General features: G+C 69.7%; 28 protein-coding genes. 11 read left to right on the top strand and 17 right to left on the bottom strand.

Going from position 1 to position 24,897, the window contains the following annotated elements; all coding sequences use genetic code 11:
• From QAR72_RS09765 to pcaD, 7 genes are all read right to left on the bottom strand, one after another.
• A partial coding sequence (locus tag QAR72_RS09765) for a LysR family transcriptional regulator (protein ID WP_304617183.1) occupies positions 1 to 436 on the bottom strand: 436 nt, incomplete at its 3' end.
• A gap of 41 nt (positions 437 to 477) precedes the next feature.
• Positions 478 to 1,812, bottom strand: coding sequence for a lyase family protein (locus QAR72_RS09760; protein WP_304617182.1), 1,335 nt, complete (start codon positions 1,810 to 1,812; stop codon positions 478 to 480).
• Entirely contained in the window at positions 1,809 to 2,651 is an 843-nt protein-coding gene (locus QAR72_RS09755; protein ID WP_304617181.1) for a 3-keto-5-aminohexanoate cleavage protein, read from the bottom strand. The genes QAR72_RS09760 and QAR72_RS09755 overlap by 4 nt, the downstream gene beginning before the upstream one ends.
• A complete protein-coding gene (pcaG, locus tag QAR72_RS09750; RefSeq protein ID WP_304617180.1) occupies positions 2,644 to 3,201 on the bottom strand; it encodes a protocatechuate 3,4-dioxygenase subunit alpha in 558 nt (185 codons plus the stop codon). The genes QAR72_RS09755 and pcaG overlap by 8 nt, the downstream gene beginning before the upstream one ends.
• Positions 3,201 to 3,914 (bottom strand): protocatechuate 3,4-dioxygenase subunit beta, encoded by a 714-nt coding sequence (gene pcaH, locus QAR72_RS09745; protein WP_304617179.1) that lies wholly within the window; start codon positions 3,912 to 3,914, stop codon positions 3,201 to 3,203. The genes pcaG and pcaH overlap by 1 nt, the downstream gene beginning before the upstream one ends.
• Positions 3,911 to 4,306: a 4-carboxymuconolactone decarboxylase gene (gene pcaC, locus QAR72_RS09740; protein ID WP_304617178.1), complete on the bottom strand. Its 396-nt coding sequence runs from the start codon at positions 4,304 to 4,306 to the stop codon at positions 3,911 to 3,913. The genes pcaH and pcaC overlap by 4 nt, the downstream gene beginning before the upstream one ends.
• Complete coding sequence (gene pcaD, locus QAR72_RS09735) at positions 4,303 to 5,076, bottom strand: 3-oxoadipate enol-lactonase (RefSeq protein WP_304617177.1); 774 nt, start codon at positions 5,074 to 5,076, stop codon at positions 4,303 to 4,305. The genes pcaC and pcaD overlap by 4 nt, the downstream gene beginning before the upstream one ends.
• An 83-nt stretch (positions 5,077 to 5,159) precedes the next feature.
• Between pcaD and QAR72_RS09730 the strand changes: the two genes are divergently transcribed.
• Positions 5,160 to 6,053 carry a LysR substrate-binding domain-containing protein gene (locus QAR72_RS09730; protein WP_304617176.1) on the top strand — a complete coding sequence of 298 codons (894 nt, stop codon included), beginning with the start codon at positions 5,160 to 5,162 and terminating at the stop codon, positions 6,051 to 6,053.
• A gap of 21 nt (positions 6,054 to 6,074) precedes the next feature.
• Here the strand turns inward: QAR72_RS09730 and QAR72_RS09725 are convergent, their stop codons facing one another.
• The 4 genes from QAR72_RS09725 to dctP form a co-directional block, all read right to left on the bottom strand.
• Entirely contained in the window at positions 6,075 to 6,908 is an 834-nt protein-coding gene (locus tag QAR72_RS09725; RefSeq protein WP_304617175.1) for a shikimate dehydrogenase family protein, read from the bottom strand.
• A gap of 22 nt (positions 6,909 to 6,930) precedes the next feature.
• Complete coding sequence (locus QAR72_RS09720; protein WP_304617185.1) at positions 6,931 to 8,226, bottom strand: TRAP transporter large permease; 1,296 nt, start codon at positions 8,224 to 8,226, stop codon at positions 6,931 to 6,933.
• Entirely contained in the window at positions 8,208 to 8,783 is a 576-nt protein-coding gene (locus tag QAR72_RS09715; protein ID WP_304617174.1) for a TRAP transporter small permease, read from the bottom strand. Before QAR72_RS09715 ends, QAR72_RS09720 begins: the two co-directional genes overlap by 19 nt.
• A 66-nt stretch (positions 8,784 to 8,849) precedes the next feature.
• On the bottom strand, positions 8,850 to 9,851 hold the full coding sequence (gene dctP, locus QAR72_RS09710; RefSeq protein WP_304617173.1) for a TRAP transporter substrate-binding protein DctP: 1,002 nt from the start codon (positions 9,849 to 9,851) through the stop codon (positions 8,850 to 8,852).
• A 177-nt stretch (positions 9,852 to 10,028) separates the two neighbouring features.
• On the opposite strand from dctP, the gene QAR72_RS09705 reads away from it, so the two are divergent.
• From QAR72_RS09705 to QAR72_RS09675, 7 genes are read left to right on the top strand one after another with little or no spacing between them, the layout of a single operon-like run.
• The gene (locus QAR72_RS09705) at positions 10,029 to 10,730 is read left to right on the top strand and encodes a GntR family transcriptional regulator (RefSeq protein WP_304617172.1); all 702 of its coding nucleotides are present in this window, start codon (positions 10,029 to 10,031) and stop codon (positions 10,728 to 10,730) included.
• Positions 10,727 to 11,521 (top strand): sugar phosphate isomerase/epimerase family protein, encoded by a 795-nt coding sequence (locus QAR72_RS09700; RefSeq protein WP_304617171.1) that lies wholly within the window; start codon positions 10,727 to 10,729, stop codon positions 11,519 to 11,521. The genes QAR72_RS09705 and QAR72_RS09700 overlap by 4 nt, the downstream gene beginning before the upstream one ends.
• The gene (aroQ, locus tag QAR72_RS09695) at positions 11,518 to 11,964 is read left to right on the top strand and encodes a type II 3-dehydroquinate dehydratase (RefSeq protein ID WP_304617170.1); all 447 of its coding nucleotides are present in this window, start codon (positions 11,518 to 11,520) and stop codon (positions 11,962 to 11,964) included. The genes QAR72_RS09700 and aroQ overlap by 4 nt, the downstream gene beginning before the upstream one ends.
• A complete protein-coding gene (locus tag QAR72_RS09690; protein WP_304617169.1) occupies positions 11,961 to 12,854 on the top strand; it encodes a dioxygenase family protein in 894 nt (297 codons plus the stop codon). The genes aroQ and QAR72_RS09690 overlap by 4 nt, the downstream gene beginning before the upstream one ends.
• 7 nt (positions 12,855 to 12,861) lie before the next feature.
• Positions 12,862 to 13,644 carry a 2-oxo-hept-4-ene-1,7-dioate hydratase gene (gene hpaH / locus QAR72_RS09685; protein ID WP_304617168.1) on the top strand — a complete coding sequence of 261 codons (783 nt, stop codon included), beginning with the start codon at positions 12,862 to 12,864 and terminating at the stop codon, positions 13,642 to 13,644.
• 35 nt (positions 13,645 to 13,679) lie between these two features.
• Entirely contained in the window at positions 13,680 to 14,441 is a 762-nt protein-coding gene (locus QAR72_RS09680) for an HpcH/HpaI aldolase family protein (RefSeq protein WP_304617167.1), read from the top strand.
• The gene (locus tag QAR72_RS09675) at positions 14,432 to 15,067 is read left to right on the top strand and encodes a transporter substrate-binding domain-containing protein (protein WP_304617166.1); all 636 of its coding nucleotides are present in this window, start codon (positions 14,432 to 14,434) and stop codon (positions 15,065 to 15,067) included. The genes QAR72_RS09680 and QAR72_RS09675 overlap by 10 nt, the downstream gene beginning before the upstream one ends.
• Positions 15,068 to 15,077: 10 nt before the next feature.
• On the opposite strand, the gene QAR72_RS09670 is transcribed toward QAR72_RS09675, so the two are convergent.
• The 3 genes from QAR72_RS09670 to QAR72_RS09660 are packed head-to-tail and all read right to left on the bottom strand — an operon-like array spanning position 15,078 to position 17,239.
• Positions 15,078 to 16,451 (bottom strand): FAD/NAD(P)-binding protein, encoded by a 1,374-nt coding sequence (locus tag QAR72_RS09670; protein WP_304617165.1) that lies wholly within the window; start codon positions 16,449 to 16,451, stop codon positions 15,078 to 15,080.
• 30 nt (positions 16,452 to 16,481) lie between these two features.
• Positions 16,482 to 16,619, bottom strand: a complete 138-nt coding sequence (locus QAR72_RS09665; protein WP_304617164.1) for a hypothetical protein — start codon at positions 16,617 to 16,619, stop codon at positions 16,482 to 16,484.
• Positions 16,620 to 16,645: 26 nt separating this feature from the next.
• Entirely contained in the window at positions 16,646 to 17,239 is a 594-nt protein-coding gene (locus QAR72_RS09660) for an RBBP9/YdeN family alpha/beta hydrolase (RefSeq protein ID WP_304617163.1), read from the bottom strand.
• Between the two features lie 209 nt (positions 17,240 to 17,448).
• Here QAR72_RS09660 and chrA point away from each other — a divergent pair, with 209 nt between their 5' ends.
• Positions 17,449 to 18,816: a chromate efflux transporter gene (gene chrA / locus QAR72_RS09655; RefSeq protein ID WP_304617162.1), complete on the top strand. Its 1,368-nt coding sequence runs from the start codon at positions 17,449 to 17,451 to the stop codon at positions 18,814 to 18,816.
• 49 nt (positions 18,817 to 18,865) lie between these two features.
• On the opposite strand, the gene QAR72_RS09650 is transcribed toward chrA, so the two are convergent.
• Positions 18,866 to 20,125, bottom strand: a complete 1,260-nt coding sequence (locus QAR72_RS09650; protein WP_304617161.1) for a hypothetical protein — start codon at positions 20,123 to 20,125, stop codon at positions 18,866 to 18,868.
• Between the two features lie 177 nt (positions 20,126 to 20,302).
• Here QAR72_RS09650 and QAR72_RS09645 point away from each other — a divergent pair, with 177 nt between their 5' ends.
• Both QAR72_RS09645 and QAR72_RS09640 read left to right on the top strand, forming a co-directional pair.
• The gene (locus QAR72_RS09645; RefSeq protein ID WP_304617160.1) at positions 20,303 to 21,364 is read left to right on the top strand and encodes a DUF2332 domain-containing protein; all 1,062 of its coding nucleotides are present in this window, start codon (positions 20,303 to 20,305) and stop codon (positions 21,362 to 21,364) included.
• Between the two features lie 96 nt (positions 21,365 to 21,460).
• Positions 21,461 to 22,480, top strand: coding sequence for a nucleotidyltransferase family protein (locus tag QAR72_RS09640; protein ID WP_304617159.1), 1,020 nt, complete (start codon positions 21,461 to 21,463; stop codon positions 22,478 to 22,480).
• 628 nt (positions 22,481 to 23,108) lie between these two features.
• Here the strand turns inward: QAR72_RS09640 and QAR72_RS09635 are convergent.
• Positions 23,109 to 23,312 (bottom strand): hypothetical protein, encoded by a 204-nt coding sequence (locus QAR72_RS09635; RefSeq protein ID WP_304617158.1) that lies wholly within the window; start codon positions 23,310 to 23,312, stop codon positions 23,109 to 23,111.
• A 149-nt stretch (positions 23,313 to 23,461) separates the two neighbouring features.
• Positions 23,462 to 24,865, bottom strand: coding sequence for an aldehyde dehydrogenase family protein (locus QAR72_RS09630; RefSeq protein WP_304617157.1), 1,404 nt, complete (start codon positions 24,863 to 24,865; stop codon positions 23,462 to 23,464).
• Positions 24,866 to 24,897 lie beyond the last annotated feature (32 nt).

Here is a 24,897-nt window from a genome sequence, read left to right as displayed (position 1 = left end):
TCTCGCCGCGCTCCAGCAGCAGATAGTCCAGCGTCTCCTCGATCTTCAGGATGTCCAGCTCGATCCCCAGATCCGGCAGGCGCTGGCGCAGGCCGCGGATCACGCGGGCGGTGATGAACTGCGCGATCGAGGGGGCCGAGGCGAAGGATAGCGTGAATTCCTGCCCCTTGCGCAGCGCCTCGACGGCGGCGTTCAGGTTGTCGATCTGCTTGTGGACCTGCTGGATCATCGCAAAGATCGCATGGGCCTCGGCGGCGGGCACGAAGACGCCCGCGCGCCGTTCGAACAGGCGCACGCCAAGGCCCTGTTCGGTATGCTTGATCAGCCGGCTGACACCCGGCGCCGAGACATGCAGCAGGGCCGCCGCGCCCTGGATCGTCCCGGCGATCATGACGGCGCGGATGACCTCGACCTGGCGGAGCGTCAGTTCCTTCATTCCGGCAGTCTAGAAAGCCGCGCGACATGTTGCCAGTGGCCTCAGGCCGACGGCGGGCGGCCGCCCCGGCCGGTGCCGGCGGCCTGCCGGAAGGCGCGGGCCTCATCGGGCGCGGTGCCCAGCATGCGCCGGTGCAAGGCCCTGCGCCAGTCGATGCCGGGCCATTCGGCCTCGGCCAAGGTCAGAAGCTCGCGCCCCTCGGCCAGGGCGAGGCGGCTCAGCGCGCCGATGCGCGACGCGGCGCGGTCGCGCGGCAGCAGACCGGCCTCGGTCACGGCGAAGGTCAGCGCCTCGGCATGGATCGTGCCGTGACCGGCCTCAAGATCGGCGGCCATGGCCAGAGGATCGGGCGACAGCCGGGCCAACACCTCGGACGCGCGCAGCAGCATCGCCCCGATGCCGAGGGCCAGCTGCGGCAGGACCAGCCATTCGGTGAACCAGGCCGCCCCGTCCCGCTGCTGGCGATGCGCGCCGGTCCCCTGCAGCACGGCGGCCGCGCCGAGCGTCGCCCGCGACAGCGCCGCCAGCGCCGAGGGGCCGACCGGGTTCTGCTTCTGGGGCATGGTCGAGGAGCCGCCCGCGCCCTCGATCCGCACGAGGGCGAGGCCCGATTGCGTCATCAGCAGCAGGTCCTCGGCCAGCTTCCCCAGGGAGGCGGCCAGCCCCGCGGCCCAACCCGCCAGCGCCACCACTCCCGCGCGGTCGCTGTGCCAGCTGCGGCCGGGATCGGACAGGTCCAGCGCCTCGGCCAGGGCGGCGCGAACCTCCGGCCCCCCCGGCCCCATGGCCGAGAGCGTCCCCGCCGCCCCGGACAGCGAGACGCGCAAGAGCCGGGGGCGCAGCGCCTCCAGCGCCTGTGTGTGGTCCAGAAGCGGCCAGCCCCAGCCCGCCGCCACCGCGCCGAAGCTGGTCGGCACCGCGACCTGCGCATAGGTCCGTGCGGCCATCGGCAGATCGGCATGCTCGTCCGCCAGCCGGGCCAGCGCTGCCGTGAGAGCCGCCAGCCGCCCCTCCCACAGGGACAGCATGTCCCGCAGCCGCAGGGCCAGCGCGGTGTCGACGATGTCCTGGCTCGTCGCGCCCCAATGCAGATACTGCGCCGCCTCGCCGCCGATCGCCGCGCGCATCGCCTTGACGAGGCCCGGCACCGGCACGCCGTCCTTGGCCGCCGCCTCGGACAGGCTGTCGGGCGTGATGGTCAGCGCGGCGCAGGCGGCGGCGATCTCGCGCGCCGCGGCAGTGGGGATCAGACCGAGCCGCCCCTGCACCTCGGCCAGCGCCGCCTCGACGCGGATCATCGCGGCGATCTCGGCCTCGGGGGACAGAAGCGCCTGGATCTCGGGATCGCCGAAAAGGCCCGCATGCAGCGGGTTCATGCGGCGACCGGCTGCTTCAGCCCCAGGATCGCGCGCGCCTGCTGCCATGTCGCGACGGGCCGGCCGTTCCGCGCGCAGATCTCGGCCGCGCGCGTCACCAGCGCCGCGTTCGAGGGCGCAAGCGTGTCGCGGTCGAGGCGCACGTTGTCCTCCAGTCCCGTGCGCGCATGGCCGCCCGCGCCGATGGCCCATTCGTTCAGCGTCAGCTGATGCGCGCCGATCCCGGCGGCGCACCAGGGCGCGTCCTCGCCGAAGAGCCGTTTCACCGTGCGGATGTAGTAGTCGAAGACGTCGCGGTCGACCGGCATCGCGTTCTTCACCCCCATCACGAATTGCACATAGGGACGCGTCTTCAGCCGCCCGTCCTTCCACATCGCATGGGCCTGAAGGATGTGGCTGAGGTCAAAAGCCTCGATCTCGGGCATCACGCCATGGCTCGCCATCTCGGCCGCCAGCCAGTCCACGAGGTCGGGCGCGTTCTCGTAGACCCGCGTCGGGAAGTTGTTCGACCCGACCGCGAGGCTCGCCATGTCCGGCGACAGCCGCAGCATCCCGCCGCGCTCCTTGCCGGCACCGGACCGGCCGCCGGTCGAGAGCTGCACGATCATGCCGGGGCAATGCTGGCGGATGCCGTCCAGCAGGCGCGCGAAGCGTTCGGGGTCGGAGGTCGGGCGCCCCTCGTCGTCGCGGACATGGGCGTGGACGATGCTGGCGCCGGCCTCGAAGGCCTCGTGGGTGGATTCGATCTGCTCGGCGATGGTGATCGGGACGGCGGGGTTGTTCGCCTTGGTCGGCAGGCTGCCGGTGATGGCGACGCAGAGGATGCAGGGATCAGACATCGAGGAACACCGTCTCTTTCTCGCCTTGCAGATGGATGTCGAAATCGTAGCTGCCCTTCCCGCCGGTGGCGATGAGGGTCGCGCGGCGATGGGGCTGCTCGATCAGGTTCAGGACCGGGTCGGCGGAATTGTCCGCGTCGGGGAAGTACATCCGCGTCTGAAGGCCCACGTTGATCCCCCGCGCGACCAGCCACAGCGACAGATGCGGCGCTTGCCGGCCGTTGGCACCGGGGCGGATCGTGTTCAGCGTGAAGACGCCCGTCTCGAAGTCAGGGACCACGCGGAACCAGCCGCGGAAGCCCTCGGCGCCGTCCGCGTAGCGGCCCGAGGCATCCGCCTGCCAGACCTCGATCAGCACGTCCTTGACCGGCGCGCCCATGCCGTCGATCACGCGGCCGGTGACGGTGATCCGCTCGCCCGGCACGTCCTCGGAGACCGGATCGAAGCCCAGTTCATGCTCGTAGATGTCGAAGCCCGCCGCCGCCGGGGCGAGGCCGATATGGACATAGGGCCCCGCCGTCTGCGAGGGCGTTTCCTTCAGGTAATCCATCAATTCCCCTCCGGCCGGTTCTCGAAGAAGGTCGAGCGGCGGCCCCTCAGCACGATGTCGAAGCGGTAGGCGAGGCAGTCGAGCGGCTTTGCCTCGTTCAGGTCCAGCGGCGCGATCAGCGCCTCGATGGCGCGGGGGTCGGGGATCGACTTCACGATGGGGCAATGGGCGATCAGCGGGTCGCCCTCGAAATACATTTGGGTGATGAGGCGCTGCGCGAAGCTGTGCCCGAAGACCGACACATGGATATGCGCGGGCCGCCAGTTGTTCACCCAGTTGCGCCAGGGATAGGCACCGGGCTTGATGGTGCGGAAGGCATAGCGGCCGTCGGCGTCCGTCAGGGTCCGCCCGCAGCCGCCGAAATTCGGGTCGATCGCGGCCAGATACTGGTCCTTCTTGTGGCGGTAGCGCCCGCCCGCATTGGCCTGCCAGATCTCGACCAGCGTGTGCGGCACGGGGCGGCGGTTCTCGTCCAGCACGCGGCCGTGGACGATGATCCGCTCGCCCACCGGATCGCCGCCCTTCGCGTAGTTCGTGATCAGGTCGTTGTCGCCCGGCGCGATGTCGGAATGGCCGAAACGGGGGCCGCTGAGTTCGGACGCCGTCGCCTCCAGCGACAGCATCGCCTGGCGCGGGCTGCGCGCGACCGAGGTCTTGTAGTCGGGCGCCAGCGCCGGCGGGTGCCAGGTCCGGTCGCGTTGATAGAGGGTCATTCGGCGCCTCCTTCGGCTGTCGCGTCGGCCTCGGCGAAGATCTCCTTGGCCAGCTTGATCGCATGGTTGGCGCGGGGCACGCCCGCATAGATGGCGACGTGCAGAAGCGCCTCCATCACGTCGTCGCGGCTGGCCCCGGTGTTCGGGATCGCGCGCAGATGCAGCGCCAGCTCGCCGTCGTTGCCCAGACCCGCCAGCAGCGCGATGGTCATCATCGACCGCTCGCGGTCCGAGATCGTGCCCCGCGACCAGACATGGCCCCAGGCCGCGTCGGTGATGAGCGCCTGGAAGGGCGCGTCGAAGGGCGTCTCGGCGGCCTGCGCGCGGGCGACATGGGCGGCGCCCAGGATGCGGCGGCGGGTGGCGGTGCCGGTCTCGGACAGCTGGCTCATGCGTGCCTTTCCAGAAAGGGGATGAGGAGGGCGACCATCGCGGCCGGGGTCTCGACGCAGGGAAGATGCCCGGCGCCGGGGATCAGGTGGTACTCCGCGCCGGCGATTAGCCCGGCCGTGGCGCGGACGAGGTCGGGCGGCGAGGCGCCGTCCTCGGCGCCCGCGATGACCAGCGCGGGCAGGCGCAGCGCGCGCGTCGCCTCGGTCTGGTCGCCCGAGGCCAGCGCGCGGCAGGCGGCGGTGTAGCCGGGCGCGGCGGTGCGGGCCAGCATGTTGCGCCAGAGCGCGAGGTCCGGCGAAGCGCGGAAGGGGGCGGCGAACCACCGCTCCATCACCGCATCGGCGATGGATTCGGTGCCGCCCGCCTCGACCGCCGCGATGCGCTGGTTCCAGCTTTCGGCCGTGCCCAGCTTGGCGGCGCTGTTCGACAGGACCAGCGCGCGCGCCAGATCGGGGCGCGCGGCCGCGACCGCCTGCGCGATCAGCCCGCCGATCGAGCAGCCGACCAGCGTGACCGGCGCGCCCGCTGCCTCGATCACGGCGACCGCATCGGCGGCGTGATCGGCGATGCTGGTCCCGTCCCACAGGTCCGACAGCCCATGCCCCTGCTTGTCGTAGCGGATCACGCGGAAGCCCCGCAGATGCGGCATCAGCCCGTCCCAAAGCCGCAGGTCGGTGCCGAGCGAGTTCAGCATCAGCAGCCTCGGGGCATCGGCGGGACCGTCGATGCGGATATGCAGCGCGCCGCCGGGGCGCATCAGGGCTTGCATGGGCTCTCCTCCTGTCCATAACCTATCACGGGTAAAATGCGCCCGATAATGCAAAATACGCCGCCATCCATAACCACACGATCATGCATCCTGCCATCAAGCTGCGCCATCTGCGCGCCTTCCTCGACATCGCGGCCAGCGGCAGCCTGACGGCGGCGGCCCGCGCGCAGGGGATCACCCAGCCCGCCCTCAGCCGCAGCCTGGCCGAGCTGGAGGACCTGCTGGGCGCGCCCCTGTTCCTGCGCCAGGGCCGCCGGCTGCATCTGACCGAGGCGGGCGCGCAGTTCCGCGAGACCGCCTCGCGCGCGCTGCAGATGCTGGATGCGGGCGCGGCGGCCCTGCGGCCCGGCGCCGCGGCGGGACGGCTGCGCGTGGGCGTGCTGCCGACGGCGGCGGGGCAGCTGTTCCCGCGCGTCGCGCTGGCCTTTGCCGAGCGCGCGCCGCAGATCACGCTGGCGGTCGAGACGGGGCCGCATTCGCATCTGCTGGCGCTGCTGCGCGCGGGCGAGATCGACCTGATGATCGGCCGCCTGCCCGAGGCGCAGGACATGGCGGGCCTGCGCTTCGATCACCTCTACGAGGACCGGATCGCGCTGGTCTCGCGCGCGGGTCATCCGCGGATCGGCCAGCCGGCCGAGGCGGCGCTGGCGGCCTGCCCGCTGATCCTGCCGCCGCAATCCGCGCTGATCCGCCGCGCGGTCGAGGATTACCTGCTGGCCCGCAACCTGCGCGCCGCCCCGATGATCGAGACCGCCGCGCTGGCGGTGGGGCGGGGCGTGGTGGCCGGCTCGGACGCGCTGTGGTTCATCTCGCATGGCGTCGTCGCGGACGAGCTGGCGCGGGGCGTGCTGGTCGAATGGCCGACCGGGGCGGCCTCGCTTTCGGGGGCGGTGGGGCTGACGCTGCGGCAGGCCGCGCCGCCCAATGCGGCGCTGGACCTGCTGCTGACCCTGACCCGGCATCTGGCGCGGGCCTGAGATCGGTCAGGGCGCCGCCGGTCAGTAGCGGATCTGCGCCACCTCGCGCAGTTCTTCGGCGGTCGTGGTGCGAAAGCCGAAGAATTCCAGATAGGCCGGGATCTGTTCGAACAGCATGTCGGTGCCGACCTGAAAGGCGCAGCCGCGTTCGCGCGCGGCGGCGAGGAAGGGCGTGATCTCGTGCTTCATCACCACCTCTCCGACGAACGTCGTGGACGCGATGCGGCCGACATCCATCGGCAGCGGGTCGCCCTCGGCCATGCCGAGCGGCGTCGCGTTCACCACCACGTCGAACCCGTCCGGATCGTTCGAGCCGGTCTTGACGATCAGCGCCGGGTAATGCTGGCGCAGCCGGGCGGCCAAGGCTTCGGCCGTCGCCGCGTTGAAATCGTGGACCGCCAGTTCGCGCAGCCCCGCCGCCGCCAGCGAGGCCGCGATGGCCGAACCCACGCCGCCCGCGCCGACGACCAGCGCCCGCGCGCCCCTCAGCCGGACGCCCTTCCTCAGTGCGCCGCGCACGAAGCCCTCGCCGTCGAACATGTCGCCGATCAGCCGCCCGTCCGGGGCCAGCCGGATCGCGTTGCATGATCCCGCAACGCGGGCGGTCTTGCTGGCCTCGTCCAAGAGCGCCATCGTCGTGACCTTGTGCGGCATCGTCACCAGCGCGCCGCGGATGTTCGACAGGCGAAAGACCAGCCGCAGGAAGTCCGGGTAATCCTCAGCCCGGCAGCCCATCGGCACAACGACGGCGTCGATGCGGTGGCGGGCGAAGTAGGGGTTGTAGATCATGGGCGCGCGGAAGGATTCCGTCGGAAAGCCGAGATGCGCGATAAGCTGGGTCTTGCCAGAGATCACGGGGATTGTCCTTGTCAGAGGGTCAGCCGGCATAGCCGAAGAGGCGCGGCAGGAAGAGCACGATGTCCGGCACCAGGATCATCACCACCAGCGCGCCGATCAGCACGGCCAGGAAGGGCAGCACCTCGATGATGATGTCGCGCAGCGGGATGCCGGTCACGGCGTTGATGACGAAAAGAAGGATGCCGTAGGGCGGCGTGATCAGGCCGATCATGCAATTGACCACGATCACCACGCCGAAATGCACCAGGTCGATCCCCAGCAGGTTGCAGGTCGGGATGAAAAGCGGGACGATCACCAGGATGATCGTCGTTGCGTCCAGCAGGCAGCCCAGCAGCAGGATCAGCACGTTGACCGCCAGCAGGAACATCAGCGGCGAGACGTTCACATCGACCAGATAGGCCGCCAGCGCCGAGGGGATGTTCTCGGACGCGACGATGTAGTTCAGGATCAGCGCCGCTCCGATGACGATGCCGACCGCGGCCGAGGACCGGGCGCTGTCCACGAGGATCCGGTAGAGCGTCGTCAGCTTCAGCGCGCGGTAGAAGAAGACCGACAGCAGCAGCGCATAGGCGGCGGCGACGGCGGCGGCCTCGGTCGGCGTGGTGACGCCGCCGTAGATGCCATAGAGCAGGATCGCGGGCATCAGCAGCGCCGGGAAGGCGCGGCCGGTGACACGCGGCAGATCGCGCATCGGCACGGGCGGCTCGGTCAGGAAGCCCCGGCGATGGGCGCTGAACCAGTTCATCATCATCAGGACCGCGCCCATGAACAGGCCCGGCAGGATGCCCGCCATGAACAGCGCCCCGATCGAGGCGTTCGAGACCAGCGCATAAAGCACCATCGGGATCGAGGGCGGGATGATCGGCCCGATCGTGGCCGAGGCCGCCGTCAGCGCGGCGGCATAGCCCGCGGGAAAGCGGCCATCCTTGCGCATCATGTCGATGATGATGCGCCCGATCCCCGCCGCATCCGCCACCGCCGATCCGGACATGCCCGAGAAAATCAGCGAGGACATGACGTTCACATGCCCCAGCCCGCCCTTGAAGCGGCCCACGGTCGCGACGCAGAAGCCCAGCAGACGTTCCGAGATCGTGCCCGCGTTCATGATGTTCGCGGCGACGATGAACAGCGGCACGGCCAGCAGCAGGAAGCTCTGATAGATCCCGTCCACCAGCACCCGCCCGACGATGCCGGGCGACGAGCCCACGGCCAGCATGTAGGCGATCGATGCCACGATGATCGCATAGGCGATGGGCATCCCGATCCCGGCGATGAAGAACAGCGTGCCGATCAGGATCAGAAGCTCGACGCTGATGCCCGGTCCTCCGGTGCCTGGGCCAGTTCGGGCGGCAGCACATGGATCTCGCGGTCGGCGCCGTGGCGCAGCACCTCCCAGGCCCGCCAGAGATAGCGCAGCCCGACCGCGCCGAGGAAAAGGAAGTAGATCGAATAGATCGGGAACATGTTGACCGGCAGCGTGGCCGAACTGCGCATCCGCAGCAGCCGCATCCGGTCATAGGTCGGCATGATCGAGATCCACAGCGCGGCGACAATGATCACCGCGCCGGTGATGGCCAGCACCGTCCGGGCACGCCGGCCCACCGTGTTGTAGATGATGTCGAAGGTCACGTGGTCGTTGTCGCGCACGACGAAGGAATTGCCCCAGAAGATCGTCCAGAGCCACAGGACCAAGATGAATTCCACCGTCCAGCCGAATTGCGCGGTGTTGATCGGCCCGAAGATCGCCGTGAACCAGCCCGACCCCGTCGCGTAACGGATGAAGATCTGCAGGATGAAGGTGCAGAAGATCGCCGCCATCATCAGCGCGGCGACGCCCTCGGCGCCGTGCCGCAACCACCGTCCCAGTGCCATGGCCTGACCCTCCTGCTGCCCCTGCATCGGGGCGGCGCCGCCCGGTGCCGCGCCGCCCCGCCCCCGTCAGTTGCCGAGCGCGTTGACTGCGTCGAGCACGCCCTCGGGCCAGGCTGCGCTGAAGTCGCTGTCCAGATAGGCAGCCTGCACCGTCTCGCGGAAGGCGGCGACATCGGGCTCATAGACCGTCATGCCGTGGCCCTGCAGGGTGGCGACGGCCTCTTCCTCCTTGGCCAGCTGCGCGGCGCGGCCGCTGTCGGCGGCGGCCTGGGCGGCGGCGGTGATCGCCTCTTGCTGCTCGACGGGCAGGCCGTCGAACAGCTCGGCCGAGATGGCGATGAAGTTCCAATCCACCAGATGCGAGGTCAGCACGATCTGGTTCGTCACCTCGTAGAACTTGGAATCGACCACGGTCGGCAGCGGGTTCTCCTGCCCGTCGATGGCGCCGGTCTGAAGGCCCATATAGACCTCGGAGAAGGCCATCGGCGTGGGATTCGCGCCAAGCGCGCGGCCCAGGAACTGCCATGCATCCGTGCCCGGCATCCGCAGGTTCACGCCCGCCAGATCGGCCGGGGTCTGCACGTTCAGCTGGTCCTGCGTCTGGCGCAGGTTCACCTGCCGGCGGCCCAGATACATCGGCGCAAGCAGGCGAACGCCCAGCTCGTTCTGGACGCGCTGGCGGAAGGGATCCATCAGCGGATCGTTGAAGACGGCGACCTGATGCTCGGCGTCCTGCAGCACATAGCCCGCCGCGAAGATAGACCATTCCGGGAAGAAGGTCGCCAGCTCCTGCGCCGAGGTGATCGACATTTCCAGATCGCCCGAGGCGATTGCCTCAAGCTCGGATCCCTGAGCAAAGAGCGTGGCGTTCCAGTGCGGCTGGAAATCGGCGAAATCCGCGACGGCGGGACCGAAGACTTCGGTCATGGCGACGGCGCGCTGGTCGGTCTCCGAATTCACGGCCGACAGGCGCAGCGTGACGCGGTCCTGCGCCAGCGCGGCCGAGCCGGTGACGGCCAGCGCGGCCGTGGCCGCCAGCAGGGCGCGGCGGGTGATCTGAAAGCGCATCTTGGTCCTCCCCTCATGTTGCGGCCCGCCGGAGGGCGGCGCCGAATCCTCCAGCTTCAGTGCTAGGGCAGTTTCACCGCCACGTCCACATAAAATCGATTTCTTGTATTAAAGTGGTTTTGCCTACTTTACATCGATAAGACCTTGGCGCTATCGATAGGGCGACAGGAGGGGGTCATGGCCGTACTGGATCTGCACAAGCCTGCGGGCAAGGCGACGATCGCCGACAGGATCGAGGCGGATCTGCGCGCGGACATCCTGCACGGGCGGCTGGCGCCGGGATCGCGGCTGAACCTCGACAGCCTGCGCGGCAAGATGGATGTCGGCCTCTCGCCCCTGCGCGAGGCGGTGACGCGGCTGGTCGCGGAAGGGCTGATCGAGGTCGCCGCGCAGAAGGGCTACACCGTCACCCCGATCTCGCTGGCCAATCTGAACGAGGTCTCGGCCCTCAGGATCGAGCTGGAACCTTATGCGCTGCGCAGGTCCATCGAGAATGGCGGCCTGGACTGGGAGGCCGAGGTGATGGGCGCGCTGCACCGCCTGAACCGGACCGAGCGCATCCCGGACGACCCCGCCAGCCTGGCGGATTGGGAGGCCGCGAACAACGCCTTTCACCTGGCGCTGATCCGGCGCTGCGACATGCCGCTGCTGCTCAAGATCCATCATTCGCTGGTCAGCATGAACGACCGCTACCGGCACATCTATCTCAAGGCCGCGCGGGTCCAGCGCGAGGTGATCGACGAGCACACCGCCATCGCCGAGGCCGCCGTGGCGCGGCAGGCCGACCGCGCCGCCGCCCTGCTGACCGGCCATATCGAGCGGTCCACGAACAACCTGCGCCGCCTGATCGCCGCCGACCTGCCGCCGGAGGCGACATGACGCGCCCGCTCGGCCTTGGCCATTTCACCTTCCTGACGCTGCCGCCGGACGAACTGGTGCGGCTGGCGCGCGCCGCGGGCTTCGGCTTCGTCGGCCTGCGCTTTCACCCGGTCGCGCCGGGTCAGCTGCACTGGTTGCCCGACCCGGCGGGTCTGCGCGAGTTGCGGCAGGTCATGGCGGGCGAGGGCATCGGCCTTCACGACATCGAGACGGTGGTGGTCGACGCCGCCTTTGACCCCGAGGCGCTGATCCCCGCGCTGGATGCGGCGGCGGCCCTGGGCGCGCGGCGCGTCAATGCCTGCGCCGACCGTTTCGACGCGCTGCCGGACCGCTTCGCGCGGCTCTGCCATCTGGCGGGCGAGCGGGGGCTGGGCGTGGACGTCGAACCCATGGCCTGGCGCGGGATCGACACGCCCGCCGCCTGCCTCGACCTGATCGCGCAAAGCGGGGCGGCGAATGCCGGCTATCTGGTCGATACGCTGCACCATGTCCGCTGCGGGGGCACCCCGGCCGATCTTGCCGCGACGGACCCCGCGCGCATCGTCTCGGCGCAGCTTTGCGACGCGCCCGCCGTGCCGCCCGAGGGCACCGAGGCCCGCATCGCCGAGGCGCGCGGCCGGCGCCTGATCCCGGGCGAGGGCGGGCTGCCGCTGGCCGACCTGATCGCCGCTCTGCCGCCGCAGACGGTCCTGTCGGTCGAGCTGCCCTCGGACGATCCGCGCCCGCCGCTGGAGCGTGCCCGCGCGATCCACCGGGCGACCACCGCGCTGCTGGAAAGGATGCCGGCATGAACACGATCCTCGTCCTGAACGGGCCGAACCTGAACCTGCTGGGCCAGCGCCAGCCCGAGACCTATGGCTACGAGACGCTTGAGGACGTCGCCCGCCTGTGCGAGGCCGCCTGCGCCGAGGGCTTCACCGTCCGCATGCTGCAGTCGAACCACGAGGGGCAGATCATCGACTGGATCCACGAGGCGCGCGGCACGGCCGTGGGCATCGTCATCAACCCGGGCGCCTTCACGCATACCTCGATCGCGATCCTCGACGCGCTGAACACCTATGATCCCCCGGTGATCGAGGTCCATATCAGCCAGGTCCACAAGCGCGAGGCCTTCCGCCACCATTCCTATGTCTCGCACCGCGCCGATGGCGTGATCGCGGGCCTTGGCCTTGAAGGCTACGCCGCCGCCATCCGCCGCATCTGCCAGATCGCCGCCAAGGGAGCGCCCGCATGACGATCATCGCCGACGAGGCCGCCGTCACCCCCGCCGTGCTGAAGGTGATGGCGCAGACCACCGATCCGCGCCTGCGCGAGATCATGACCAGTCTCGTCACCCATCTGCACGCCTTTGTGCGCGAGGTGCGGCTGACGGAATCCGAGTTCCAGCAGGCGACCCGCATCCTGAACACGATGGGCCAGCAGACGAACGACAGGCACAACGAATTCGTGCTGATGTCCGGCTCGCTCGGCGTCTCGACGCTGGTCTGCCTGCTGAACAACGGCGATCACGGCGCGACCGAGACGACGCAATCGCTGCTGGGCCCGTTCTGGCGCATGAACCACCCGCTGACCGAGAATGGCGGTTCGATCCTGCGCTCGCCCACGCCGGGGCCGCGGCTTTACGGCTGCTTTACCTTCGTGGATCAGCAGGGCGCGCCCATCGAGGGGCTGGAGGTCGATATCTGGCACGCCTCGCCCGTGGGACTCTACGAGAACCAGGATGAGAGCCAGGCAGATTACAACCTGCGCGGCAAGTTCCTGACCGGTCCCGATGGCGTGGTGCGCTTCACCTCGGTCAAACCGATCGGCTATCCCATCCCCACGGACACGACGGTCGGCACGCTGCTGAAGGCGCAGGAGCGTCACCCCTACCGGCCCGCCCATGTCCATGTCCTGGCCCACAAGCCGGGATTCAAGACGCTGATCAACCAGACCTATGTGGACGAGACGGATTACCGGACCTCGGACGTCCAGTTCGGCGTGACCAAGGCCCTGATCGGCACGCTGGAGAAGCACACCGAACCGCATCCCACGGATGGCGACATCGGCGAATGGTTCAGCCTGACGCACAGGCTGACGCTGGAGCCGGGCGAGTCGCGCCTGCCCATCCCCCCCATCAAGTGAGACCCCCATGCTGAGCGAGACGGAACGACAGGCGGCCGCAGACGCCATCCTTCAGGCCGAGCGGACGCGCCAGGTCTGCCCCCAGCCCTCGAAGACCTGGCCCGCCATGACGCTGGAGGACGCCTATGACGTCCAGCGCCGATGGGCCGAGGCGCGCGTTGCAGCGGGCGCCCGGATCGTCGGCCGCAAGATCGGCTTGACCAGCCGCGCGATGCAGCAGGCCTCGAAGATCACCGAGCCGGATTACGGGGTCATCCTTGACGACGCGCTCTTCCATGACGGCGCGCGGATCAAGGCCGGCACCTTCATCAAGCCCCGGCTCGAGGTCGAGCTGGCCTTCATCATGGGCGAGGACCTGTCGGGCGCGGGCTGCCAGGTCCATGACGTCCTGCGCGCGACCGAGTTCGTCCAGCCCGCGCTGGAGATCATCGATTACCGCACCGAGGTGCCGCGCCAGATCGTGGACACGATCGCCGACAACGCGGCCTTCGGCGCCATCGTGCTGGGCGGGCGGACGGTGCGGCCCTTCGACGTCGACCTGCGGTGGGTCGGCGCGACGCTGTCGCAGAACGGCGTGATCGAGGAAAGCGGCGTCTCGGCCGCGGTGATGGGCCACCCGGCGGCGGGGCTGGCCTGGCTGGTGAACAAGCTCGCGCCCTTGGGCGGCGGGCTGAAGAAGGGCGACATCGTGCTGGGCGGGTCCTTCACGCGGCCGGTCGATATCTCGTCCGGCGACGTGATCTTCGCCGATTTCGGCCCGCTCGGCGCCATCGGCGTCGCCTTCGACTGATGCCCTCCCCAGAACCCCCGACCGGAGCAACCCTGATGGACCTGCCCAAGAACAGCTTCAAGGCCGCCCTGCGCGAGGGCCGCGTCCAGATCGGGATCTGGAGTTCCCTTGCCGATCCGTCGGTGGCCGAGCTTCTGGCCGGATGCGGCTACGAATGGATGATGTTCGACACCGAGCATTCGCCCTTTGGCGCGCCCGAGGTCGTCTCGCTTCTGCGCGCGGTGGCGCCCTATCCGGTCTCGGCGGTGGTGCGGCCCGGCTGGAACAACGCGGTCGAGATCAAGAAGCTGCTGGATGCCGGCGCGCAGACGCTGCTGATCCCCTATATCCAGAACGCAGGCGAAGCGCGCGCCGCCGTCTCGGCCGTGACCTATCCGCCCAAGGGCACGCGCGGCGTCGCGGGCATCACCCGCGCCACGCGCTACGGGGCGGTCGCGAACTACGCCGAGCGTGCCAGTGACGAGATCTGCCTGCTCTTGCAGGTCGAGACGCGCGAAGCGCTGGACAATCTGGACGAGATCGCCTCAACCCCGGGCGTGGACGGCATCTTCTTCGGCCCGGCGGATCTGGCCGCCAGCCTCGGCCATCCCGGCAAGCCCTCGCATCCCGAGGTGAAGGAGGCCATTTTGGACGGCATCCGGCGGCTCGCCGCGCGGGGCATCCCGGCCGGCATCCTGTCGCTGGATCAGGCCTTCCTGCAGGAGGCCAAGGCCGCGGGCGCCATCTTCATCGCCGTCGACGTGGATAGCGGCCTTTTGCGCCGCGCCGCGCTCGCGCGCCGCGGGGAATGGGCGTGACGGATGCCGGGGCGCTGCGCGCGGCGGTGAACCTGAACAACACGGCGCTCGTGCAGAAGACGGGCGAGGCCTATACGGGCCTTGCGCCGGACATCGCCCGCCGCATCGCCGCCGCGGCGGGTCTGCCGCTGCGTTTCGTGGATCACCCAAGCGCCCGCGCCGTGGTCGAGGCCGCGCCCGAGGGCTGGGACATCGCCTTTCTGGCAATCGACCCGTCGCGCGCCGACCGGCTGGCCTTCAGCAGGCCCTATCACCGGGTCGAGGCGACGTTCCTGATCCGCGACGATCTGCCCGCGACCTCTTGCGCCGGGATCGTGGCGGGCGGGCACCGGATCGTCAGCGCGCGGGGCGCGGCCTATCACGCCTGGCTGGCGGCGAACGTCCCCGAGGCACGGCTGATCGTCGCGGAATCGCCCGCCGAAGCGACGCGGCGCTTTCTGGAGGGGCAGGGCGATGCCCTTGCCGGCATCAGGGACACGCTGGCCGGCGCCGCGATCCCCGGCAGCCGCGTGCTGGCCGACCTGTTCGCCAGCATCAGTCAGGCCGTCGCGGTCCCCGTCGGGCGGACGGCCCTGCTGCCGACCATCGACGCGGTCCTTGAAGGGTTCTCGGGCAGCGCGGCCTGACCGGCGCGGGCTATCCGGGGACGTGCAGGCGGGTCAGCTCGTCGGCCAGGCCCTGCGCCTGCTGGCGGATGTCGGGGATGGCGGTGATCTCCCAGAAGGCCGCGCGCGAGGCGGGGCCGATGGCGCGGATCCGGGGATTCGGCCGCCCCGAAGCGTCGATCAGCGCGCAATCGGGGGCCACGTCCAGCCCCAGCCGCAAGGGGTCGATCCGCGCGCGGCCGCTGGTCAGCAGGTCGGCGACCAAGGGCGTGGCGTGGATTTCCGGGTCGCGCCGGATGCCGCGGCAATCGATGATGCGCGACGTGACCAGCGACAGGGTCCGGGCAGTGCCGCGCGGACGCCACAGGGCGTGAAGCACCGCCCCCTCGCGGTTGGCGCCGATGAAGCTGCCGGCAAGCTGGCGCATCCGGCCCGTCCGCAGCGCAAGGTTGATCGGCGCGGCGCTTTCGGGAGGCAGGCGGTGGCGATGCACCTCCCACCAGGGGGCGGCGTGGCGCAGGAAGCGGGCGCGGTCGGGCACCGGCATGGCGCGCCACAAGGCGGCCAGATGCGGGCGCACCCCGTCCACGGCGTCGCGCCATGTGCCGCCCTGCGCCTCGGACCGGGCGGCGAGCTCGCGCAGCCATGACAGGATGAAGCTGACCGGGGCGCCCAGGGGAACCTCGGCGCGGCTGACGGGCAGGGGCGTGGCGGGGCCGTGGATGCGGGGCAACAGGGCGCGCCGCGAGATGGCGACGATCTCGCCGCGATGGCCGCTTTCCAGCAGGCTGATGGCCTGATCGACCATCGACAGACCCGAGCCGACGATGACGACGCGCCCGCCTGCGGGCGGCGGCGGGGCGGATTGCCAGGCGCCGTGGACCAGCCCGTCGGGATCGGGTTCGGGCAAAGCGTGGCCGGTGGCCAGCACCGCCGCCGAGGCCGGGATCACCTGCCCGTCGTCAAGATGCGCCGCAACGCCCGCGCGCAGGCTGGTCAGGCGGATGCAGGTCGCCCGAAGACATCGCAGCCGGCCATCGGCCGACAGAGGCGCCAGCAGGTCCGTCATATAGGCGCCATAGGTCGCCCGGCTGACGAAACACTCGCCCGTCGCCGCCACGCCCCGTCCGGCCAGCCAGCGGCGGAAATGGTCGGGATCGTCGGGAAAGGCGCTCATGTTCGCCACGCGGGTGTTCAGCAGGTGGCGCGGATCGGTGGTGGAATAGGCCACGCCGCAGCCCAGCATGTGGCGCCCCTCGATCACGGTCACGCGCAGGGGTGTCCGGGGGTCGCGCAGCAGATGCGCGGCCAGCAGCACGCCGCTGGCCCCGCCTCCGACGATGACGATATGGGGCAGGTGGCCCGGTTGCGGGGCAAAGGGGTCGGCCAGAACGTCGATCTTCACGGGATCCTCCGGGGGCTGGAAGGTTGGGCTCTAGAGGGCGGCGATGAGGACCCCCGCCCAGAGCAGAAGGTTCACGACGATCGCCACGGGGACGAGCGGGTCGGGCCGGGCCTCGCGGCGGCGGCGTTCAAGCAGGCGCAGATGGGCCTCGGTGGTGGGATCGAACATGGCTGGCTCCTTTCTGGCAGCCGGGATCAGGCGATATGGGTCGCGCGGCGCAGGCGCATCGTGCGCGAGGGCGGGCAGGTGCGCGCGATCAGGTCGTCGCGCAGCTCCTTGCCGCGCGGCCAGGGGCCGAAGCCCGCGTCAGCATTGATGTGGCCGGCATGGCCCAGATCGTAGAGATCGGCCCCCCAGCCCGCCGCAAGGCTGCGCGCCTGGTCGAACCCCATCCAGGGATCGTTGCGGCTGGCGACCACCGTCGTGGGCACGTCGAAACGCCCGCGGGGCAGGTCGCCAAACGGCCGGGTGCGCGGCGAGACGACCGGATCGGCGGGCGCCACCAGCAGCGCGGCGCGCACCGGCAGGTCGGGCCAGCGCGTCAGAAGATGCGCGATCGTCACCGCCCCGAGCGAATGGCCGACCAGCACGCAGCCCGGATGGCGCAGCACCTTCGTGGCCAGCATCGCCTGCCACAATTCGCGGACAGGTCGGGCCGGATCGCCCATTTCCAGCAGGATGGCCGAGGGATCGGTCCGCGCCCACCAATTCTGCCAATGCGGCGCGGGCGATCCGTCGAGGCCCGGAACGATCAGGGTTGCGGGCGATGGGCTGAGCGAGCGAATCATGATGGCCTCCCTTATCTACGATAATACTACAATGTTTGTCGTGTATTTTTGTTCCAAAGACCCTGTGCCGGGGGGAATGCTGTTCTACCGTGTGATGAAGTGGCGGGCGGGCGGCGCAACCGGGCGGCGATCCAGTCCGCCGTGGGATCTTGCAACGCCCGGGCGCGTCTTTTACGCCTGGGTCGTGGGAATAGCCCGAGGACGACCGAATGAACGACCGCCCCTATCCCACCCTGGCCGAGGCGACGCGCGTCTGGGCGCGGATCGGCCTGCTCAGCTTTGGCGGGCCGGCCGGCCAGATCGCGCTGATGCACCGCATCCTGGTCGAGGAAAACCGCTGGCTGGGCGAAAAGCGGTTCCTGCACGCGCTGAACTACTGCATGCTGCTGCCCGGGCCCGAGGCGATGCAGCTGGCCGTCTATATCGGCTGGCTGATGCACCGCACGATCGGCGGCGTCATCGCGGGGCTGCTTTTCGTGCTGCCCGGCGTCGTGTCGATCATGGCGCTGTCCTGGATTTATGCGATCTGGGGCGATGCCGGGCCGGTCGAGGCGCTGTTCTTCGGGCTCAAGGCCGCCGTGCTGGCCATCGTGGTGCAGGCGGTGATCCGCATCGGCAGCCGGGCGCTGCGGAACGGCGCGATGCTGGGGATCGCGGCGGCCTCGTTCGTGGCGATCTTCGTCTTCGGCGTGCCCTTTCCGATCATCATCCTGACGGCGGGCCTGATCGGCTTTGTCGGGGCGCGGGCGGACCTGCCCGCCTTCCGGGGCGGCGGCGGTCACGGCAAGGTCGGCGACAGGCAGGTCGCGGATGCCGACACGCTGCTGGGCGAGGAGACACCCGATCATGCCCGCGTGAACCTGCCCTGGGCGCTGCGCCTGTCGGCGGTCGTGCTGGCGCTTTGGCTGGTGCCGGTCGGCGCGCTGCTGCTGGTGCTGGGCCCGCAGAACGTCTTTTCGCAGATCGCAGGCTTCTTCAGCGTGATGGCGGTGGTGACCTTCGGCGGCGCCTATGCCGTCCTCGCCTATGTCGCGCAGGAGGCGGTGCAGAATTTCGGCTGGCTCGCCCCGGGCGAGATGCTGGACGGGCTGGGTATGGCCGAGACGACGCCTGGCCCGCTGATCATGGTGACGCAATTCGTGGGCTTCATGGCCGCGCTGCGCGATGCGGGCGGTCTGCCGCCGCTGCTGGCGGGCACGCTTGGCGGGCTGCTGACGACCTGGGTGACGTTCGTGCCGTGCTTTCTGTGGATCTTCCTCGGCGCGCCCTTCATCGAAAGGCTGCGCGACAACCGGATTGTCGCGTCGGCCCTGACCGCGATCACGGCGGCGGTGGTGGGGGTGATCCTGAACCTGGCGCTGTGGTTCGGGCTGCATGTGCTGTTCGGCACGCTGCGCCCGGTCGGCGGGCTTGCGCTGGAGGTACCGGTCTGGTCGACGCTTGACCCCTGGGCGGCACTGCTGACCCTTGCCGCGCTGGTCGCGGTGCTGCGTTTTCGCCTGTCCCCGGTCACGGTTCTGGCCGCCTGCGCAGTGGCCGGGCTCGTCCTGCGCCTGAGCGGAATGGCAGCGGCCTGAACGCCCGGCGCAAAGGGGGCGCCCGACCCTGGGGCCGGGCGCGCCCGTGTCAGTGCACGACGCCGCTGCCGCCGACGACCGCGATGTTGTAGGGCATGCCCTCGACCTCGATCGTGCCGCGATCGGACAGGTCCGCCGTGGCGATGCGGCGCACCAGACCCGCATTCGGATCGGTGATCACGACCTCATCCCCAGCCAGGGCGATGCGCGGGCGCGGATCGCTCCAGTGGCCGTCCATCGAATAGGGCTCGGTCACGCGGGACGATTGCTCGATCTCGGCCGACAGCATGTTGATCCGGTGCAGGCTGCCATCCTCGGTCAGCACGAAGGCATGGGCGGGCCGGGCCGGGTCCAGCGCGAAATCGACCCGCCGGAAGGGCAGGGCGATGCGCGTGAAATGCGGCTCGTCCACCGGGTCGATCACCACCACCCCGTCGGGGCCGTGATTGCCCAGGAACATCTGGATCGCGTTCGAGCCGAGGATCGTCCCCGTCGTCACGTCCTGCGGCAGATCGGCCGGGTAATCCAGCATGCGGAATTGCGGCCCGTCGGGGCCGGCGGTGGCCGTCAGCACACCCTCGCGGCATCCCGCGGCCAGATAGGCGCCCGAGAATGCCTCGCCATGGATCGCGGTGCAGGTGGCCAGTTCGCCGGTCGCATTGCCCTCGGCGTCGAAGGCCTGCAGCCCCAGCCGGGGGACCGAGGCATCGGCGGGCACCTCTTCGTCCGAGGCGACGGTGGACAGCCAGCTTCCGCCCAGGGGCGCGACGAAGCCGTGATGCGCGCGCGCCTGCGCAAAGCGCCGCGGCGCGACCTCGCCCCGCGCCAGGGCGGCGCCGTCCAGAACCTCGGCATAGCCGCCGCGGTCGTAATTGATGACGATCTTGCCGTCATGATCCACCAGGTGGAAGGGGCGCGGGCCGGTCAGGCTGGCCTCGACGGCCGCGGGATCGCTGATCGAGATGTCGGCATGATCGCCGTGATCCTGAAACGAGATGCCGCTTGCGAGGAAATGCACCGCATCGTCATCCGATTGCACCGCCGCGACCACCGTGCCGCCCGCGACCGGGAACAGCTTGGGCTGGCCAGTGACCTCGAAGCTCCAGCGGTTCTCGGGCTCGCCCAGGTCGATGACGGTGACGCGGCCCTCGGCGTGATCCCCCACGAACAGGCGGAACAGCGTCACGTCGCCATGGTCGTGGTCGTGGTCATGGGCATGGTCGCCGCTGCCATGGGCCAGCGCAGCACCTGCCGGAACATGGGCCAGCATCAGGGCCAGCATGCCGGCTCCGGTCAGGGTTCTGATCATCGTGTCTCTCCTTGCGTTGATGTCGGCTCGGGCGGCGGCAGGGAAGGGCCGCGCCACGCAGGCAAGAGCGTAATAGTATAACATTTGCACGCCGCGCAAGCGGGTTCGGCCCTGCGGATTGTCATCCTGCGCGATCAGGCCCAGGATCGGGCTGCACCGGGAACGGGGGATGCAGAGATGAGCCACCACATCCGCGAGGCCTTTCGGGAACAGGGCCGGGCCTGCGACAGGCTGGGTTCGCCCTTCATGGCCCGGCTGATGCCGCTGGTCGGGCAGAGGCTCGACCCCGGAACGGCGGTCGGCGCGCGCTGCCTGTCATGGCCCGGCGTGCCGGGGCCGACCGGGGATTCGCTGCCGCTTCGGCTTGCCGGCGCGCTGCACGGGCTGGTCCTTGACGGCAGCGCGCCGTCTCTGGCAGCCGTCTATCCCCCGGCCGAGGCGACAGATGACGCGCTGTGGCAGGCGGTGGACGGCGCGCTGCGGCATCACGAGGCACGCATCCTCGCATGGCTGGAACGCGCGCCGCAGACGAACGAGGTCAGGCGGGCGGCGGCCGTCATCGCGGGGATCTGGTGGGCCCTTGGGCAGGTCGGGCCTCGGCCGGTCGTTCTGTCGGAACTGGGCGCAAGCGCGGGGCTGAACCTGGAACTGGGCCGTTTCGCGGTCATGCTGGAGGATGTGCGTCACGGGCCGGCGGATGCGGTCGTGACGCTGCAACCGGATTGGCGCGGCGCCGCGCGACCCGATCCAAGCCCCGTGAGGGTGGCGGATCGGCGCGGGGTGGACCTGTCTCCGCTGGATGTCTCGGACCTTGTGGATGCGCTGCGGCTTCAGGCCTATCTGTGGCCCGACCAGCCCGAGCGTCTGGCCCGCACGCGCGCCGCCATGACGCTGGTCGCCGCGCCCCCGGATGCGGGCGACGCCGCCCCCTGGCTGGAGGCGCGGCTTGCCGCCGCAAGGCCCGGGATGCTGCATGTGGTCTACACCACCATCGCGGCGCAGTATTTTCCGGCGGCGACGCAGGCCCGGATCGCGGCCAGCCTGTCCCAGGCGGGCGCCCTGGCCCGCGCCGACGCGCCGATCCTGCATCTGGCGCTGGAGGCCGATCACGATGCCCCCGGCGCGGGCCTGACCGCGACGCTGTGGCGCGGCGGCGCCCCCGTCCGGATGCTGCTGGGCCGCGCGGATTTCCACGGCGCATGGATCGACTGGTCGCCGCGAACCGACGCCCCAATCTAGGCGCCGCGTCGCATGTGCATCAGGGAATAATTCGCTGCACACTTGCCCGATGTGCAGCAAATTGTTATTTGATGCACATGCCGGTGCGGAGGGGTCATGAAAATCACATCGCATTCCCGCGCGGCGCAGGTCGCCTATCAGGACCTGCTGCGGCTGCATCTTGACGAAAGCGCCTCGGGCCTGATCGGCAGCGTGGAAGAGCGCACGCGCGGCGGGCGGGTCTATCTTTACGACAAGTTCCGCATCGGGACCGAGATGAAAAGCCGCTATCTGGGCGAGGGCACGCCCGAATTGCGCGCCCGGCTGGCCCGCGCCGCCGCGCTGAAGGCCGAGGCCGAGGCGCGCCGCGAGACCATGGCCCGTCTGGCGCGCGTCCTGCGGGCCGAGGGTTTCGTGGCGACCGACCGCGATACGGGCTCACTGCTTCTGGCCTTTGCGCGGGCGGGGGTCTTTCGGCTGGGCGGCACGCTGGTCGGCACGGCGGCCTATGCGCTCTATCAGGGCGAGCTGGGCGTGCGGTTCGACAGCGATGAGCTGGCGCAGACCGGCGATATCGACTTTGCCAGCTTCGAGCGCCTGTCCGTCGCCCTGGGCGACACCGTCGAGGAGAATCCCGGCGAGATCCTGCAATCGCTAAAATTCGACCCCGTGCCGGGCGTGCATGACCGGCAGGTCTGGAAATGGCGCCAGACCCGAGGCGAGGCGATGGTCGAGTTCCTGACCCCCGCCTTTGGCGCAGAAGAGGTCAAGCCGCTGCCCGCCCTCGGCGTCAGCGCGCAGGGGCTGAACTATCTGAACTACCTGATCGCCGACCCGATTCCGGCGCTGGCGCTCTATCGGTCGGGCATCTTGGTGCAGATCCCCCGGCCCGAGCGTTTCGCGATCCACAAGCTGATCGTGGCCAGCCGCCGCCGCGACGGCCCGGACCGGGCGAAAGCCCGCAAGGACCGCGCACAGGCCGCGCATCTTGTGGCGATCCTCGCGCAGGACCGTCCCGACGATCTGCATGACGCGCTGGAGGATGCCCGCGCCCGCGGCCCGCGCTGGCGCGAGCGGCTGGAGGCGAGCCTGTCGGTCCTGCCGGAAACCGCCGCGGTTCTGGAGGGCCTGCGCTGATCGGCGGGGCGGGGCACTGACACATCCGCCGCTGGCGCCGGTGCCCTTCCCGCGATCGCCGGGCGGCGGATGCCTAGGGCATCCTTTGGCATACATTTAACTCAGCCTCGGCGCGTGAACTGACGAGGTCAGCGACTACACAGTGCTGCGCTCTCGACGCCAGCCTGCCGAAGGCCGAAGCGTCGCACGTCGACTGGGGCCATGACGTTGCCTTGGAGAGGAGTCGATACCGGCATAACGCACTGCGTTTGGGGTTAGAGGTCACAATACGGCAAGGCCATCAGGCACGGCGTTCTATGTCAATCGCAAGGCTCAAGCGCCGCCTCCACAGGAAGGCAGTATCTTTCAATAGTCGAGATTATGTAACAAACCGTCCGCCAGTATTGCTTTCCAACAGCGCTGGCATCAGATGGCCAAGCTGGCGTAAAGGCCGCTGGCTATGTTCTTCAGCTCGGCCCGGTCAGCGTTGAGCGCGCAACTCGCTGCGCAACATGAAACACAGGTTATGGCTGCTTATCGCAGGCATCAGGATGTTGAGCTTGCAGTCCTTGGCTTTTCCGGTGCGCTGATCGTTGAAACCGCTATAGGCGCTGTTCAGCCGGCCGCCCAGCACCTGATCGATGGCCGATCAGGTCAAACCTGCAGAAATCCGCGCGATCTCGAACCCGCCCCGGCCGATGGGCGCCAGCTGACCCAGATCGCCGCCGCCGGAATTGCTGACCTCGTGGAAGGGCTTCAGGTAGTCGTGCGGATGGACAAGAAGCATCTCGTCCATCGTGACCGGGGTCGAGTCGGGAAAGCCCACGACGCATTCACCAGATTGAGAAGCCATCTCCCGAAAGCAAGGTGTGGGCGCCGTATGAGCCGGCGGGGGGGCTGCACCCAGCCTCCGATCGGGATGAACAGCGCCTGAACCCCGGTCGATGCCAGAAGGTCCGCTCGACCGTGCAGAAACCCGTCTCGGCCATGTGATCCGCCCCCTTACCCGAAGACCGCCTGCAGGTCCGTATATTCGGCCAGTCCCTCCTCGCCGAACTCGACGCCCAGACCCGATTGCTTGACCCCGCCAAAAGGCACGTCCGGGCGGATCGCGCCATGCGCGTTGATCCAGACCGAGCCGCATTCCAGGCGCAGCGCCAGCGCCCGCGCGGCTTCGGGATCGCCCGTCCAGATCGAGCCGCCCAGCCCGTTCGGGCTGTCATTGGCGGCGCGGATCGCCTCGTCAAGGTCGTGATAGCGGATCACCGGCAGGGCGGGACCGAACTGTTCCTGATCGACCAGGGGATCGCCGTTCTGCAGGCCCGCGATGATCGTCGGCGGGAAGAACAGCCCCTCGCCGGGTGCGCCGCCCAGAAGCACGCGACCCTTGGCGGCCGCGTCGGCGACCAGATGCGACAGCTTGTCGAACTGCATCCGGTTCTGCACCGGCCCGAGGATCGAGCCTTCGTCCAGCCCCGGCCCCACCGGGATCTGCCGCGCAAAGGCCACCAGCGCGTCGCAGACCGCGTCGTGGATGCTGTCATGGACATAGAGACGCTTCATCGCGGCGCAGGTCTGGCCGTTGTTGATGAAGGCGCCCCAGAACAGGCCCTCGGCAATGGCGGCGGGGTCGGCATCGGGCAGCACGATGCCCGCATCGTTGCCGCCCATCTCCAGCGTCAGGCGCTTCATCGTGGGGGCGGCGGCCTGCATCACCTTCTGGCCCGTCGCGCAAGAGCCGGTGAACACGATCTTGCGGATATCGGGATGGGCGGCCATCGCCGCGCCCAGATTGACGTCGCGGTCGTCGCCGGTCACGATGTTGACCACGCCCGGCGGCAGCAGGCCGTTCATCAGCTGAACCAGCCGCAGCGTCGCCAGCGGCGTCAGCGGCGAGGGCTTGATGACCACGGTATTGCCGCTGCGCAGGGCGGGCAGGATGTGCCAGACCGCGATCATCACCGGAAAGTTCCACGGCGTGATCGAGCCGACGACGCCAAGCGGCTTGCGGTACAGGACCACCCGGCCCGAAGCGTCGTCCTGAATGACCTTGGGCGCCAGAGGGAGTTCTGCCGTGGCAGCGGCCCAGGCCTGCGCGCCGCCCAGTTCCCAACGCGAGCCCAGCCCGTTCAGCGGCTTGCCCTGCTCGCGTGTCAGGATCTGCGCCAGTTCCTCGGCATGGTCGCCCAGGGCGCGCGCGATCGCGCGGCAGGCCTGCTGCCGGTCGGCATCCGGGGTCCGCGCCCAGCCCGGAAAGGCTTCCCTGGCGGCGGCGACCGCGCGGTCCAGATCGGCCAGATCCGCATTCGGCGCATCGCCCGCGATCCCGCCGGTGGCGGGGTCGTGGACGGCGAAGCTGGCGCGCACAGGATGGGGCGCCCCGTTGATGGTGATGTCGAAAGCCATGTCGTTTCCTCCCGCTGCAGGCGCGGGCTGGG

The organism is Paracoccus sp. (in: a-proteobacteria) (assembly GCF_030604785.1).
Taxonomy (GTDB): Bacteria; Pseudomonadota; Alphaproteobacteria; order Rhodobacterales; family Rhodobacteraceae; genus Paracoccus.
Note: the sequence above shows the minus strand (reverse complement) of the source record. Positions and strands in the feature narration are given on the sequence as shown.